The following is a 15,419-nucleotide window of genomic DNA, read 5'->3' on the forward strand; positions in this document are numbered from 1 at the left end:
GCAGGGGAGAGGGGATACATTGTGCCAGGCAATTAGCGGCACCATTTCTCCTGCTGTAACTCCAGTAATAACAGCATCATCAGCGCCTGCGCATACGGCACCGGGGCCATGGCGATATCGCAGTAATATTGCATATCCGGCCCGACCATCGTCCCTTTCGACGCTTCCAGTAAGATCCCATCGTCGATTCTGTCGCGCAGCGCATGCCAGGCGCGCATCGCATTATCGGCCACCTTCTCGTCGAGGATCCCCATCCGCACGCCACGCAGCATGCCGTAGGCGATCCCCGCCGTAGCGGAAGATTCCTGCGGCGAAAACGGATCGTCGAGCAGCGTGTGCCACATGCCGTTGTCGGCCTGTAGCTCGCAGAGCGTGTTCACCTGACGCGCCACCACCACCGAGAGGTAGCGCTTCACGCTGGCATCCAGGCTGTCGCCGAGCAGGGCGATAAATTCCGGGATCGCCACGGTGATCCACGCATTGCCGCGCCCCCAGAACGCTGCCGAAAAATGGTGTTTGCCAACGAACGTCCAGCCGTGATACCACAGGCCGCTCGCCGGTTCGCACAGGTAGCGGGTGTGCAGCAGGAACTGGTACGCGGCTTCGTCGATAAGATCTTTGCGCTTGAGCACCACGCCCGCCGTGCCGAGAAACAAGCAGGTCATAAACAACGTGTCGTCCCACAGATGCCCGGTGTTCGGCTGTTCTTTCACCACGTGCTGGAAGCCGCCCTCTTCGGTTTTCGGCAGAGTACGCAACAGCGCATCGGCCCAGTCGTTCACCACCTTCAGCAGATCCTGACGCCCGGTGTGCCCGGCCACCAGCGCGAGCGTGATCATCGGCGCAGTGGTGTTGATCTGAATTTCCGGCAGCCCTTTCGTCAGCTGATCTTCATACCAGGTGAGGATCGACTGCTGGAGGCGGGCATCATTTTGCTGGCGCGCATACTGCCAGAAGCCGTACAGACCGACGCCGACTTCCCATTCCCACTCTTCGAAGTGGATGGCAAAGCCTTCGCCGCCGCGGATACCTACTTCACCCATATTTTTCAGGCGGCAGAAACCCTGAACCACCTGCTCCAGCAGGCCGTTTAATGCTGCGTTGTTCATTGCGCGTCTCCTGACAGCGTGACCTGAATTTCATTGCCCACCAGCGTCGGGAACGCGGCGGCCTTGCCGTGGTGCTGGCAGTTACCCTGCCCGTCGAGCTGCATCTGCGTGTGCTGGCTATCTATCACCCGCGCGATGTCGCCTTGATGTTCAATGCGCAGCGCCTGAACGCGCTGGCAGAAGGCATTAAAATCACCCTCACCCACCTCCAGCCACCACGCCACGCGGCGGCCTTCGGCGCGTACTTCATCACCGTTGACGGTGAGCGGCTGCGAGCACAGTACGGCGGCAAAGGCGTTACCCGCCCGCACGGCAAAGCCCTGCGCCAGCGGAAGCACTTCCTCAAAAGCTTCGGCGTGAAGATGCAGATGCGTCCAGCCCAGCGCATCACGCTCGTCCAGTTGCCACAGCAGCATGGTCTGATTCTCCACCTGCATCACGCGCGGCAGCACGCCGTTACCCGCCCAGAAGGAGGGACGCGCTTCGCTGCCCGGTGCCACGTCGCCCGGATGGTTGACCCACAGCCGCGCCTCGGGACGCGCGGCAAACTGCACATCCACCAGGTGCTGCTGATGCCCGCGCTCGCCGCTGTGGTGATCCACGCAGCTGGAAAGGCTGACTGCTGGCTGCTTCCACGCCACAATGTTGCCGCCGCCGCACTGGTAGTGGGCGCTGAGCATGCCGTGGGTTAAGCGCGCATAGCGTGCCGACTCCATTGGCGGCACGTAGTCGCTCAGGCAGAAAAAAGGCAGCGAGGCGCACTTGCGGTTGACGTGCCCGCCGCCCCAGGCGACGTGGCCGAAGGCGGAAAGCTCGGTCATCTGGCCTGCCAGCAGCTCTTTTTCATACACTCGGCCCATGGTGCCTGCAGCAATGCCGGACTGGTAATGCAGCGCGCTGGTCTGCATCAGGCGGTCGATTAAGCGCTGAGCGCGCTGGCGCAACGTAGCATCGTCGGCCAGCTGGTAGAGCGCGAACAGGCCGATGTAGTCCACCGGGTAGTACGGCGCAGAGTTCCACTCGACAAAGCCCTGCTGCTCGACGGCATCGAACCAGGCACTCAGGCGCTGAGCGGCCATCTCCTGCTGATCGCGGCCCGTGCGGCCAGAGGCAATAAAACGATCCTCCGGGAACATCTGCCCGGCGAGGTACTGCGCGGTATGGAAGCAGAGCGCATGGTTTTCGCTCCAGTACCACATCACGTCGTTGCCCAGTTCATCGTACCAATAGCGATAGCCAACAATGGCGGAGCGCACGCGTTTCCACAGCACCGCCGGGAAGTGTTCGCCGTGGAAGTCATGCCAGATCCACAGCAGCGGCACCATCGAGAAATCCGAACAGTCCTGACGGGCGCTGATACGTTGCAGGGTGCGAATCAGCAGGTTCTGCGCCAGCGAGCCGGTATCGCCCACATGCAGCATGGCGAGCAAACGCCCGGTGCGCGGCACGCCGTGCTCGGCGATGTAGCTCAGGGCCACGCGCTTGCGGGTCTCCAGCACACCTTCACCACCGGGTAGCGCCTCCTGGGGCTGCACGGTGACGCTAAGCGCGCGGCTCATGGTGACATCCCCCAGCGAGGCGGTCAGCGTCAGACGATAGTGGCCCATGCCGATAGAGGCCGGAAGCGGGAGCGTGAGCTCGCCGTTACCGGTGGCGACCAGGCCGAAATCCAGCGGGATCGTTGGAATGCAGTCGTTGCCGAGGCTGTGCACCGCGCCGCGCAGCGTCAGGGTTAGATTTGCCGGGCAGGCCAGCGCCAGGCGCTGGTCGCGTACGGTGATGGTTGCGGGCAGCGAGCCTATAAACTGCGCCAGCGCTTCCACATACGCTGTATCCATCGTCGGCAGCCCTGCCTCAAGCGGACGCTCACCAAGATAGATCATGCGGAAGGCAAAAATGGTGTCGCGTTCAAACAGCTCGTCGAGGTGGATAAGCAGCGCGTTCTCCCCCTGCTGCAGAGGGATATCAACGGCCTGCGTTTGCAGCGTATTGCGGGTAAACGGCGTGAAGCAGACGGCCTGCTCGTCGCCGCTCCAGATACGCACGCCGCCGCAGGTGGCAATCTCGAAAGGATAGCGACCGGTCTGGGGCGCATGCAGGGTGACGCGCAGCCAGCGCTGGCTGTGGGTGGCGACGGGCTGCACGCCCGAAAAGGTCACGGTATCGCTGTGTCCAGTCCAGGTGACCTCGCTCGCTGGTAACGCCTTGTCTGGCGACACGGCGCGCTGCGCAAAATCGCGGCGGAAGATGCGCCGACAGAATGCGTCCTCCGCCGGGCCTTTGCCGTTGGCGAACCGATAGTCCATCGGCTCATCGACCGCTTCGCCCGTGAAAAACTCCGCAAACCGCTCATTGTGCGGCAGTGACACCGTAAAACGCGTCAGCGCTTCGCCCGCAACCAGCCTCATTATGCTTTCCTCAATAACCGCTAAGTAATTGCTCGTTATTCTCTGGAAACGGTATGCCGCAGGCTACGCGGATAAGGGCGGGGTTTTGCGGAACTGCCCGGTCATTCACAATCCTGACCGGGCACGGGGATAAAACGTGATGAATATCACATGAGGAGAGTCAGTTACCTGCGATGAAACGGGGAATTTCACGTTTCACGGCAGTGGAGCGCGAAGGAGGAGTGATCGCCATCACATTTCACCCTTTCAACTGCGTTAGCTCGTGGCTCAGGCTGTCGGCCAGCATGCGCACGCGGGTCGGGTCGAACATCACGTGCAGCCCCGGCGACGCGTCGGTGTGCTGGGCGCAGAAGCTGTCCATTTCCGCCGCGCAGCGGTACAGCTCCTGGATATTGACCTGGCAAATCTCGCGCATGCTCCAGCTGTTTTCCACCAGCCGCGCAAAGTGGAGGGTGAAGAAGGCTTTCTGGGCGTGGCGGAACAGCAGGCAGTAGAGGTCAAAGCCCTGCCACTCCTCCTGCCAGCGTTTTTGCAGCGAGTACGGGAACGCCGCGCGGTCGGCAAAGGCCAGCGCCTGTTCGCGCAGCGTCACCGCCGCCTGCCAGGCACCGTCTTTCTCTTCGGCAATCAGCGACAGGTTGCGCCCGGAGGTCTCAACGTCGCTGGCGCTGAAGAAGATGTCGCGTTCAGAGCCCGGCAGCCAATGGTTGCGGTTGAGCTGGCCGTAGAGGCTCCAGACCGCCTGGCCGTAGCTTGCCGGTACCTGGCTGTGGCGATGGAAGACGTGATCGCGCACGTAGATGGCCTGATACAGCACCTGCCCGGCCTGCGCCATCAGCGACTGAAATTCCTCGAACGTCGCCTCATCGGGCCGCCAGCCGTAGCATTCATCCAGCCAGTGGGTCAGCAGTGCCGCGCGGGTCAGATGTTCATTTTCCCGCGAGAGGATCTGGCTACAGGCCACCAGGTTGCACTCGCTCAGCGTGCCGATCACCCAGTGGTTATCAACCCCTTCCCAGCTGGTTTTGCACACCGCGCCGTTAATGCTGGTATTGCCCCGGCACCACAGCAAGCGCCCCTGTAGCTCGTCGATGCGCGGGAACGGAAACACGCCCCAGCCCACCTCTTCACCCACCAGATCCAGCTCCACCCAGACGTCACGATTTTCCACGTCGAGCAGCGCCGGGTTATTGGGGAACGTCGGCCAGAAACGCTCCGGCGTGAGTTTTATCGACACCGACACGCATTCCGGCAGGGTGCGAATCGCCTCCATCACGTTGGCGATGTCGTGGTTGCCCGCCGGGAAGGCGCGCAGCACCAGATGTTTGTTCTCACGCATCATCGCCCGCGCCATGGCGCTAAAACACTGGGTATAGCGCGACAGGCTGCGCGGGTCGATGTGCGGCGAAGGGTCGTCCTGCCCGGTCAACTCCCAGTTGGGGCGAGAGACCGGCAGCAGGCCGTCGGTATTGGAGAGCGCCACCAGCAGCCCGCTCATGGCGGGGATTTGCTGGCACAGCAGCGTGAGTTTATCCGCCAGATACTGACACCAGAATTCCACATCAAAGCGGATGCTGCCGTCTTTATCAATCAGCTGCGGATGCGCCGCCAGCAGGTCGGCGGGGAAACTGAGTTCTTTGGCCTGAAGATAAAAACGCAGCCCCTGTTTGTGGCAATAACCGGCAAGACGGTTGAGGTAGACGCAGCGGGCGCGCTGCTGGCTGGAGAGACGATCGTTGTACTGGTGCGGCGTGTAGCCCTTCGGCGAGACCAGCTTGTCGAACAGGTCGACCTGGCCGACAATCACGGTATTAAAATCATGGCGAGCGGCCCACTGCACCAGCTCGCAGGCTTTTTCCCAGTTCCAGAACTCTTGATTATTCAGTTCCAGCGCACGCGTTTTCCACATCGTCTTCTCCCTCACGCCACCGCGGCGAGCGGCTATTGTTAGCACAAATGGGGGAGAAGAATCAGCGTCCTGAAGTGCGCTACTTCACAATAAAGCGCGTTGGGGCGAAACAGTTGAGCAGGCGATGCAGGATAAATACCATCGTCAGGGTCGCCAGCAGCGAGATGGTCACCGAGGTGGCGCGATACAGATCGCTGAACACCAGATCGCCGTCCGGCTGTAGATTCTGACCAAACATAATGCCAATGGTGGTGATACTGGCAAAACCGACGCCCGCCCCCACTTTTTCCATCACGTGCAGCCGTGCGCTGAATGCCAGCCCTAAGCCGATAAGCGGCATCATCAACAGCATATGGCTGCTGTGATCGTAAAGGATCAGCTGTATCACCAGAATGTACAGGCACGCCAGCACCACACCCGCCACGCGCCAGATGGAGCTGATCACCGCGCCGCGATAGTGCATCGGGAAGAGGATCAGGATCCCCGCCATCAGCGCCGAGAGCGAGTCGCTCAGGTCGCTCACCTGGAAGACGATAAAAATAATCGTCGCCACCGTGCCCGACAGCAGCGATTCATGGCGCACGCGCGCCGCATCTTTTTCAATCAGCGGCGGCGGCTTACGCGGTTCGGCATCCGGGATCAGGTAATGCATCAGCGCGCTCAATGCCACCGCCATCACGCTGGCCTCAATATTGGAAAACAGCAGCGTGTGCCAGTTGGCGGTAGGGTAGCTCATAAAGTTGAGCATCACGCTCTGGCAGACCACGCCCATCGAGCCAAACAGGAACAGCGGTCCCTGGCTCATAAAACGAAAACGCACCACGTACAGCGCAAACACTACCGCCGTCATGATAACCGGCCATTGGCTGAGATAGCCGATGATCAGTACCATTTCGAGGCAGTTCAACGACGCACTGAAGATAAACTGCTTGGCGACGTGGCGGTTAAATACCGGTACTAAAGACATTAACAGCAGCGGGTAAACGACGAAGAACACGCCGTAGTGAGTATCGTAAAACGTCGAGATACTCAGCGCCACCATACCGGCAAAGGCAATGCGCAAGGTCTGACGGAAATCATTCGCCGTGTAGACGATGTTGCCGTGAGGGGTAAAGACCTGCGCGAGGGTTTTAATAGACATAGTGCAACCAGCTAATCAGGTGAATTTGCAGCCCTGAGAAGAAGCGGGCAAAGCCGCCTTCGCTGTTATACAACTGCACCGTGGCGCGCGCGCCGGTTGGCAGGGTTTTATCCAGTGGTTCGTTCAGCGCCACGTGAATGCGCATACGCTGCGCGTCACGCACCCAGCGGGTGGACTGCTCCGGCTGCGACAGCTCGCCGTTTACCGCTTCCTGACCGGCGAGGATCCCCGCATCGCTGCTGGTCACCTTCGCGGCAAACACCTGACCCGGTAGCGCATCAAACACCACCGCGGCATCGGTCCCCTGTTTGGTATGACGCAGGCTCTTTTCGCGGAAGTCGGCCACGATATCGGTTTTCTGATTCACCACCGCCATCACCGCACTGCCCGCCGAGGCATACAGGCCAGGGCTAAGCTGGAGGTTACTGACGGTGCCGTCCGCTTCGGCGCGGATTTTGGTCCAGTCGAGATTGAGCTGCGCTTCCCGCAGCGCCGTCTGATACTGCTGGAGCGTGACGTTGTGGCTATCGTCACGCTCGCCGCGCTGAATTTGCAGGTTATGAATGGAGGCGTGCAGCGCGCTGACCGACTGCTCGCTGGTCTGCCAGGTGGTGCGAACTTTATCGAGATCTGACTGCGAGACGTTCTGCATCCGGCTCAGGCTCTGGTAGCGATCGTAGGTCACGCGGTCGTTGCGGGCCGTGAGCTGCGCGGTCTTGAGGTTCGCTTCGGCGGCGGCAATCTGGGCATCAAGCTGTTGATTGCTCAGCCTGGCCTGCGCCAGCGCTAACGCGGCGGAATCGACCTTATTCTGAAACGGGGTTGGGTCCAGTTCATACAGCAGGTCGCCCTTTTTCACCGTGCTGTTGTTGTGCACGTAGACCTGTGAAACGTAGCCGGAGACGCGCGAAGAGATAGGCGTCACGACGCGCATCACCGTGGAGTCCGGCGTCAGCGGGATCCAGATATCGGCAACGATAAAATAGAGAAACATCAGCAGGAAAGAGGCAATACTGACCCTTACCCAGCGGGCAAACTTCTGTTCTGGCGTCATCATGGTGTTTAGTCGGTTTTATTATTTTCTTCGCGGATATTCCGCAGATTGCAGGCTATTTGATTCAGGGTGTCGCTAAACTTCGCGATGTCGGCGGCGGGAATGCCGTTAGCGACGCGAGTCTGGAAGGCTTCAATCACCTGGTTGAGCGTCTGGAGCACGGCCCGACCTTCGTCGGTGAGCGTCAGCAGGCGGATGCGTTTGTCGTACGGTGAGACGGTGCGCTGCAGGTAGCCCTGCTGTTCCAGTAACGTGAGCGTGCGCATCAGCGGCGGCAGTTCAATGCCTTGCGTCTCCGCAAGCTCACTGACCGAAACGTTGTCACCCAACTGATGAAGCTGCATCAGCACCGTCCAGCTAGACTGCGTCAGGCCGGTATCGGTAATGGCATGATCGATGATTGAACGCCACTGACGTACCACCATCGCCATACGCATGCCCATTGGGCGGCGGGCAAACAGCTCTTCTTCGGTCATCATACTCTCCGATCGTTTCGTACCACTACGATAATACTTACCATGATAAGTATCAAGGAACGGAGAGGCTATACCGCATGGATTGTAAAACGGGCCTACCTGGCGGCGATGTACTCCACGTCCATGGACACGCAGTTAACAAGGCCGATGCGCGCCAGCGAGGTGATGGGCCCCCGCGCGGTGAAAGGGACATGGTACTCTTCATCTTCAATGGTCACCTCGCCGAAACGAAGTTCGGGGGTCATCGTACCGAGCTGACTTTTTTCCTGATACCAGTGCGGGAAGCGGCCGCGTAAATAGTCCTCTTTCACCCGCAGCAGTGCTTTACGGGAGAAATCCGGACGACAGGCCGATGTCGTATCGTGGAAGGTTTCATGAACAACGCATATCGTCGAAACGCCTGCAGTCAGCAGGCCACAAAATAGTGCAGTCACTAATAATGTCTTTTTCATGCTGAAGGTAGGTTAGGTTGAGTTAACGTATTATCACATCGGGGTATTCTAGAAACATCAGGGGGTATGTAAACCCACCCGTTGGTATTGTTGCGTAAATATCGAATAAATAACTCAGTAAAAAAGATGAGTTACCATAATATATGCATACTGATTATTGTTAATCTCCTTTAATTGTTTTACACCATCATCTTAATTACTCTCCCTATTTATTTTTACACCATCAAAATAACGAAGTCTAATAATACAAAACGCCTATTTTTATATATTTATGGAGACCCATTTCCAGAAATAAAATCGTTTTATGGTGAAAGGGTAGACAGCGCAGGCAGTTTGGTGGCAGGATAAAAAGATGAACACAAACGTGACCGTTACTCGCTCCAACCGTTGGTGGCTGCCTTCATAACAGGCGGCTCGGGTTACGTTATCTTTTTTCAAAGCCGCCGAAAGGCGGCTTTGTTGTTTCTCAGTCTCGTCTTTCGGCTTTATATCTCATAAGGAACGACTGATGAACACCACCCATACTATCCTGACCGGCGACCGCCCTACCGGCCAACTGCATCTTGGCCACTACGTCGGTTCGCTGCGCCAGCGCGTGCAATTACAGCATGAACATCAGCAGTTTATTCTGATTGCCGACCTGCAGGGTCTGACCGACAACGGCAGCAACCCGCAAAAAATCAGCCACAATATCCTGGAAGTGATGGCCGACTATCTGGCGGTGGGCATTGACCCGAGCCGCACCACCATTTGCCTGCAATCGGCCCTGCCCGCGCTGGCGGAGTTAACCGCGCTGTATATGAATATCGTTACCGTAGCCCGCGTGGAGCGTAATCCGACGGTGAAAAACGAGATCGCGCAGAAAGGCTTCTCCCGTTCACTGCCGGTCGGCTTTATGGCCTATCCGATTAGCCAGGCCGCCGACATTACCGCCTTTCACGCCGATCTCGTACCGGTGGGCGACGATCAGCTACCGATGATCGAACAAACCAACGAGATCGTGCACAAGATGAATAGCCTGACCACCGAACCGGTGCTGCGCCACTGCAAAGCGTTGCTGAGCGACGTGAGCCGACTGCCGGGCATTGATGGCGGCGCGAAGATGTCGAAATCGCTCGGCAATACGCTGACCCTTAGCGCCAGCGAGTCAGAAATCCATCAAGCGGTGAGCGCCATGTACACCGACCCCAACCACCTGCGCGTAGCCGATCCCGGGCAAGTCGACGGCAACGTAGTCTTCACCTACCTCGATGCATTCCATCCCGATAAAGCGCTCGTCGCAGAGATGAAGGCGCACTACCAGCGGGGCGGACTGGGCGACCGGCAGTGCAAAAACGTGCTGGAAGCGTGCTTACAGGAACTGCTGGCCCCTATCCGTGAACGCCGTGCGACCGTGATTCAGGATAAAGGCATGCTGCTGGAGCTGCTGCGTCAAGGCAGCGAACGGGCGCATGAGGTGACTCAGAAGACGCTACATGCGGTCAAACGCGGGCTTGGGCTGCCGGTGCTGTTCTGAACGCCATGAGGGCGCGGACGTTGCCGAGCCCTCATCCACTTTGATTAATTGTGTTAATGCTTTCGCAAACCCATGTTAATGGCATGGACATAATGAATGTCGGTGCTAGTATGGCATTGACAGTAGCTATATTTATGCGTGTTTCATTTACGGCCAGGATTGCTGACGATGACCACATGAGTAGCACTCTTCACAGCATCCTTTCCTTTCGTTCAAGACGAAACGCGCGCACTCAGCAACAGGGAACAGAGCGGGTAGCGTATGGACAAATTCAAGCAGCATTGGGCCTGGTATATCGTCGGTATCGCGGTGGTGATTGCCGCCGCGGCGTGGTGGATGCTTCGTCCGCCGGGGCTACCGGCAGGGTTCGCCAGCAGTAATGGTAGAATTGAAGCCACGGAAGTGGATATCGCCACCAAAACCGCCGGGCGTATCGAGTCGATTGTCGTCAAAGAGGGGCAGTTTGTCCGCCAGGGTGAAGTGCTGGCCCGCATGGACACCCGGGTGCTGAACGAGCAGCGCCTGGAAGCTGCCGCACAGATTAAAGAGGCGCAGAGCGCCGTCGCCGCAGCCAAAGCCTTGCTGGATCAGCGTCAGAGTGAAATGCGCGCCAGCGAAGCCATCGTTAAACAGCGCCAGGCAGAGCTGGACTCCACCTCCAAACGTCACGCCCGCTCCAGCACGCTGTCGCAGCGCGGCGCGGTTTCCGCCCAGCAGCTTGACGATGACCGTGCCGCCGCCGAAAGCGGCAGGGCTGCACTCGAGTCCGCGCGTGCGCAGGTCTCTGCTGCCCGTGCGGCGATAGAAGCCGCCCGCACCAGCATCATTCAGGCGCAAACCCGCGTTGAAGCCGCCCAGGCAACCGAACGCCGCATCATGGCCGATATCGACGATAGCGAACTGAAAGCCCCGCGCGATGGGCGCATTCAGTACCGCGTAGCCGAGCCGGGTGAAGTGCTGGCTGCCGGTGGACGCGTGCTGAATATGGTCGACCTCGCCGACGTCTACATGACCTTCTTCCTGCCCACCGAGCAAGCCGGGCTGTTAGCCATCGGCAGCGAGGTGCGCATCATTCTGGATGCCGCGCCGGATCTGGTGATCCCTGCCAATATCAGTTTTGTGGCAAGCGTCGCCCAGTTCACGCCGAAAACTGTCGAAACCAGCGATGAACGGCTTAAGCTGATGTTCCGCGTTAAAGCGCGCATTCCGCCGGAACTGTTGGCTGAACACCTTGAGTATGTGAAAACCGGCCTGCCGGGAATGGCCTATGTACGCCTGGATAACCAGCAGCCGTGGCCTGCCACGCTGATGGTGAGGTTGCCGCAATGAAACAGGATATCCACCCCGCCGTCGCCCGGCTGGAGCACGTCGGCCAGCATTTCGGTGCCACCGTCGCGCTGCGCGATATCACGCTGACTATCCCCTCACGACGGATGGTAGGGTTGATTGGCCCGGACGGCGTGGGGAAATCGAGCCTGCTGTCGCTGATTGCCGGCGCAAGGGTAATTGAGCAAGGTAACGTGATGGTGCTCGGCGGCGATATGCGCGATGCCCGACACCGCCGCGACGTCTGCCCGAAAATCGCCTGGATGCCGCAGGGGCTGGGCAAAAACCTCTATCACACCCTGTCGGTCTACGAGAACGTCGACTTCTTTGCGCGGCTGTTTGGTCATGATAAAAGCGAGCGTGAAGCGCGTATTGACGAGCTGCTGCAAAGCACCGGGCTGGCGCCGTTCCGCGACCGCCCAGCCGGGAAACTCTCCGGTGGGATGAAGCAGAAGCTCGGCCTATGCTGTGCGCTGATCCACGATCCAGAGTTACTGATCCTCGATGAACCGACCACCGGTGTGGACCCGCTCTCACGCGCGCAGTTCTGGGAGCTTATCGACAGCATCCGCGAGCGCCAGCCGGAGATGAGCGTGCTGGTTGCCACCGCCTATATGGAAGAGGCCGAGCGCTTCGACTGGCTGGTGGCGATGAACGCCGGGGAAGTGCTGGCCACCGGCAGCGCGGAAGAACTGCGTAACCACACCCATAGCCAGACGCTGGAACAGGCGTTTATCGCCCTACTGCCAGAAGCGCAGCGCAACGCGCACCAGCAGGTTATCATCCCGCCGCGCGATACCTCTGAAGAGGAGATCGCCATTGAAGCGCGCGGGCTGACTATGCGCTTTGGCAACTTTGTCGCGGTGGATCACGTGAACTTTCGTATCGCCCGCGGCGAGATTTTCGGCTTTCTCGGCTCTAACGGCTGCGGTAAGTCCACCACCATGAAGATGCTGACCGGGCTGCTGCCTGCCAGCGAAGGGGAAGCCTGGCTGTTTGGTCAGCCGGTCGATCCAAAAGATATCGAGACCCGCCGCCGGGTAGGCTACATGTCGCAGGCTTTCTCGCTCTACAGCGAGCTGAGCGTACGGCAGAACCTGGAGCTACACGCCAAGCTGTTCCATATCCCGGATGACGAAATTCCCGCACGGGTTGCCGAAATGAGCCAGCGCTTTATGCTCACCGAGGTAGAGAATGCCCTGCCTACCGCGCTGCCGCTCGGTATTCGCCAGCGTCTGTCGCTGGCGGTGGCGGTTATCCATCGCCCGGAGATGCTGATCCTCGACGAACCGACCTCCGGCGTAGACCCGGTGGCCCGCGATATGTTCTGGCAGTTGATGGTCGACCTGGCACGCCAGGATAAGGTCACCATCTTTATCTCCACCCACTTTATGAACGAGGCGGAGCGCTGCGACCGTATTTCGCTGATGCACGCGGGCAAGGTGCTGGCCAGCGATACCCCACAGGCGCTGGTCGAAAAGCGCGGCGCAGCCACGCTGGAAGAGGCGTTTATTGCTTACCTGAAGGAGGCCTCCGATCCCATTCCTGTTGCAGAGATGGCGGAAGCGCCCGTGAAAACCGAGAGCGAACCACCGCGTCAGGCCTTTAGCCTGCGCCGTCTGTTCAGCTATAGCCGCCGTGAAGCGCTGGAGCTGCGCCGCGATCCGGTGCGATCGACACTGGCGCTGCTGGGAACGGTGATCCTGATGTTTATCATGGGCTATGGGATCAGCATGGACGTAGAGGATCTGCGCTTTGCGGTGCTCGACCGCGATCAAACCGTCAGCAGCCAGGGCTGGTCGCAGAACATTGCCGGTTCGCGCTATTTTATCGAGCAGCCGCCGCTGCATAGCTACGACGAACTGGACCGCCGAATGCGCGATGGCGAATTGGCGGTCGCCATCGAAATTCCGCCAAACTTTGGCCGTGATATTGCCCGCGGCACGCCGGTGCAGATAGGCGTGTGGGTCGATGGCGCGATGCCAAACCGCGCGGAAACGGTGCGCGGCTACGTGCAGGCGATGCACCTTTCGTGGTTACAGGAGATGGCTGGGCGGCAGCCTTCCGCCAGCCGTGATACCTCGTTGATTTCTATTGAAACACGTTATCGCTATAACCCGGATGTGAAAAGCCTGCCAGCGATCGTTCCGGCGGTGATCCCGCTGCTATTGATGATGATCCCGGCGATGCTCAGCGCGCTGAGCGTGGTGCGGGAGAAAGAGCTGGGTTCGATCATCAACCTGTACGTAACGCCCACCACCCGCACTGAGTTTTTACTCGGTAAGCAGATGCCTTACATCGTGCTCGGGATGTTCAACTTTCTGCTGCTCTGCGCGCTGTCGGTATTCGTTTTTGGCGTGCAGCATAAGGGGAGTTTCCTGACGCTGACGCTGGCGGCGCTGCTGTATGTCACCATCGCCACCGGGCTGGGGCTGTTGATCTCCACCTTTATGAAGAGCCAGATCGCGGCGATCTTCGGGACGGCGATCATTACGCTGATTCCCGCCACCCAGTTCTCCGGGATGATCGATCCGGTCGCGTCGCTTGAAGGGCCAGGCCGCTGGATTGGCCAGATCTACCCAACCAGCCACTTCCTGACCATCGCCCGCGGCACTTTCTCAAAAGCGCTGGGGCTAGGTGACCTGTGGGCGTCGTTTATTCCGCTGCTGATTGCCGTGCCGCTGGTGCTGGGATTAAGCGTGTGGCTGCTGAAAAAACAGGAGGGATGATGCGCGGATTACGCAATATTTATAACCTCGGCGTGAAGGAACTCCGCAGCCTGCTGGGCGATAAGGCGATGCTGACGCTGATTGTGTTTGCCTTCACCGTTTCGGTCTACTCTTCGGCAACGGTGATGCCAGGCTCTCTGCACCTGGCGCCGATTGCTATTGCCGATATGGATAAATCACAGCTCTCATCGCGGATTATCAACGGCTTCTATCGGCCGTGGTTCCTTGAACCCGAGCTGATTACCGCCGACGAGATGGATGCAGGGCTGGATGCCGGGCGCTATACCTTCGCCATCAATATTCCGCCTAATTTTCAACGGGATGTACTGGCAGGAAGGCAGCCGGATTTGCAGGTTAACGTCGATGCCACCCGTATGAGCCAGGCGTTTACCGGCAACAGCTATATCCAGAACATCGTGACCGGAGAGGTGAACAGCTTTGTGGCGCGGTATCGGGATAACAGTGCGTTGCCGGTAGAGCTGGCAGTGAGGATGCGCTTTAACCCGAACCTCGAGCAGGCGCGTTTTGGCGCGGTGATGGCGATCATCAACAACATTACGATGCTGGCGATCGTGCTTACCGGATCGGCGTTGATCCGCGAGCGTGAGCACGGTACGGTTGAGCACCTGCTGGTGATGCCGGTAACGCCGTTTGAGATTATGCTCGCTAAGATCTGGTCGATGGGACTGGTGGTTCTGGTGGTGTCGGGGCTGTCGCTGATGTTGATGGTGCAGGGGATCCTGCAGGTGCCGATAGAGGGGTCAATCCCGCTATTTATGCTGGGGGTCGCGCTGAGCCTGTTTGCGACAACGTCGATCGGCATTTTTATGGGCACGATTGCCCGATCTATGCCGCAGCTGGGGCTGTTGATGATCCTTGTGCTGCTGCCGTTGCAGATGCTGTCCGGCGGTTCAACGCCGAGAGAGAGTATGCCGCAGCTGGTGCAGGACATTATGCTTACCATGCCCACGACGCATTTCGTGAGCCTGGCGCAGGCTATTCTTTATCGCGGTGCCGATTTTGCTATCGTCTGGCCGCAGTTTTTGACGCTGCTGGCCATTGGCGGAGCGTTCTTTGGTATTGCACTGGTGCGTTTTCGTAAGACGATTGGGGAGATGGCGTAAGATTTGTAGCCCGGGCGAACGCAGTGACCCCGGGATGTTCACCGCACTTTCACTTTCCCGCAGACGAAAAAAAGCCCATCCGTCAGGATGGGCTTCTTCACTTAATTGATGCCTGGCAGTTCCCTACTCTCGCATGGGGAGACCCCACACTACCATCGGCGCTACGGCGTTTCAC

11 protein-coding genes are annotated in these 15,419 nt (G+C 59.0%); 4 read left to right on the forward strand and 7 right to left on the reverse strand.

Going from position 1 to position 15,419, the window contains the following annotated elements:
- Positions 1-32 precede the first annotated feature (32 nt).
- The 7 genes from FHC49_RS14915 to FHC49_RS14945 form a co-directional block, all read right to left on the reverse strand.
- Positions 33-1,109: a glycoside hydrolase family 105 protein gene (locus FHC49_RS14915; protein ID WP_220440200.1), complete on the reverse strand. Its 1,077-nt coding sequence runs from the start codon at positions 1,107-1,109 to the stop codon at positions 33-35.
- Entirely contained in the window at positions 1,106-3,517 is a 2,412-nt protein-coding gene (locus FHC49_RS14920; protein WP_220440201.1) for a hypothetical protein, read from the reverse strand. Before FHC49_RS14920 ends, FHC49_RS14915 begins: the two co-directional genes overlap by 4 nt.
- 238 nt (positions 3,518-3,755) lie before the next feature.
- Positions 3,756-5,426 (reverse strand): hypothetical protein, encoded by a 1,671-nt coding sequence (locus FHC49_RS14925; protein ID WP_185668195.1) that lies wholly within the window; start codon positions 5,424-5,426, stop codon positions 3,756-3,758.
- 79 nt (positions 5,427-5,505) lie between these two features.
- Positions 5,506-6,567 carry a DUF2955 domain-containing protein gene (locus FHC49_RS14930; RefSeq protein WP_220440202.1) on the reverse strand — a complete coding sequence of 354 codons (1,062 nt, stop codon included), beginning with the start codon at positions 6,565-6,567 and terminating at the stop codon, positions 5,506-5,508.
- Positions 6,557-7,624 (reverse strand): HlyD family secretion protein, encoded by a 1,068-nt coding sequence (locus FHC49_RS14935; RefSeq protein ID WP_220440203.1) that lies wholly within the window; start codon positions 7,622-7,624, stop codon positions 6,557-6,559. The genes FHC49_RS14930 and FHC49_RS14935 overlap by 11 nt, the downstream gene beginning before the upstream one ends.
- A 5-nt stretch (positions 7,625-7,629) precedes the next feature.
- Positions 7,630-8,097 (reverse strand): MarR family transcriptional regulator, encoded by a 468-nt coding sequence (locus tag FHC49_RS14940; RefSeq protein ID WP_185668192.1) that lies wholly within the window; start codon positions 8,095-8,097, stop codon positions 7,630-7,632.
- A 95-nt stretch (positions 8,098-8,192) separates the two neighbouring features.
- Positions 8,193-8,531: a YebF family protein gene (locus FHC49_RS14945; protein ID WP_185668191.1), complete on the reverse strand. Its 339-nt coding sequence runs from the start codon at positions 8,529-8,531 to the stop codon at positions 8,193-8,195.
- Positions 8,532-9,057: 526 nt separating this feature from the next.
- Here FHC49_RS14945 and trpS point away from each other — a divergent pair.
- The 4 genes from trpS (at position 9,058) to FHC49_RS14965 (ending at position 15,244) form a co-directional block, all read left to right on the forward strand.
- Complete coding sequence (trpS, locus tag FHC49_RS14950; protein ID WP_220440204.1) at positions 9,058-10,065, forward strand: tryptophan--tRNA ligase; 1,008 nt, start codon at positions 9,058-9,060, stop codon at positions 10,063-10,065.
- A gap of 261 nt (positions 10,066-10,326) precedes the next feature.
- The gene (locus tag FHC49_RS14955; protein WP_220440205.1) at positions 10,327-11,394 is read left to right on the forward strand and encodes an HlyD family secretion protein; all 1,068 of its coding nucleotides are present in this window, start codon (positions 10,327-10,329) and stop codon (positions 11,392-11,394) included.
- The gene (rbbA, locus tag FHC49_RS14960) at positions 11,391-14,120 is read left to right on the forward strand and encodes a ribosome-associated ATPase/putative transporter RbbA (RefSeq protein WP_220440206.1); all 2,730 of its coding nucleotides are present in this window, start codon (positions 11,391-11,393) and stop codon (positions 14,118-14,120) included. The genes FHC49_RS14955 and rbbA overlap by 4 nt, the downstream gene beginning before the upstream one ends.
- Positions 14,120-15,244 (forward strand): ABC transporter permease, encoded by a 1,125-nt coding sequence (locus tag FHC49_RS14965; protein WP_185668303.1) that lies wholly within the window; start codon positions 14,120-14,122, stop codon positions 15,242-15,244. Before rbbA ends, FHC49_RS14965 begins: the two co-directional genes overlap by 1 nt.
- The last annotated feature ends 175 nt before the right edge of the window (positions 15,245-15,419 follow it).

Origin of the sequence: Kluyvera sp. EC_51 (genome assembly GCF_019584505.1) — a bacterium.
Taxonomy (GTDB): domain Bacteria; phylum Pseudomonadota; class Gammaproteobacteria; order Enterobacterales; family Enterobacteriaceae; genus Kluyvera; species Kluyvera sichuanensis.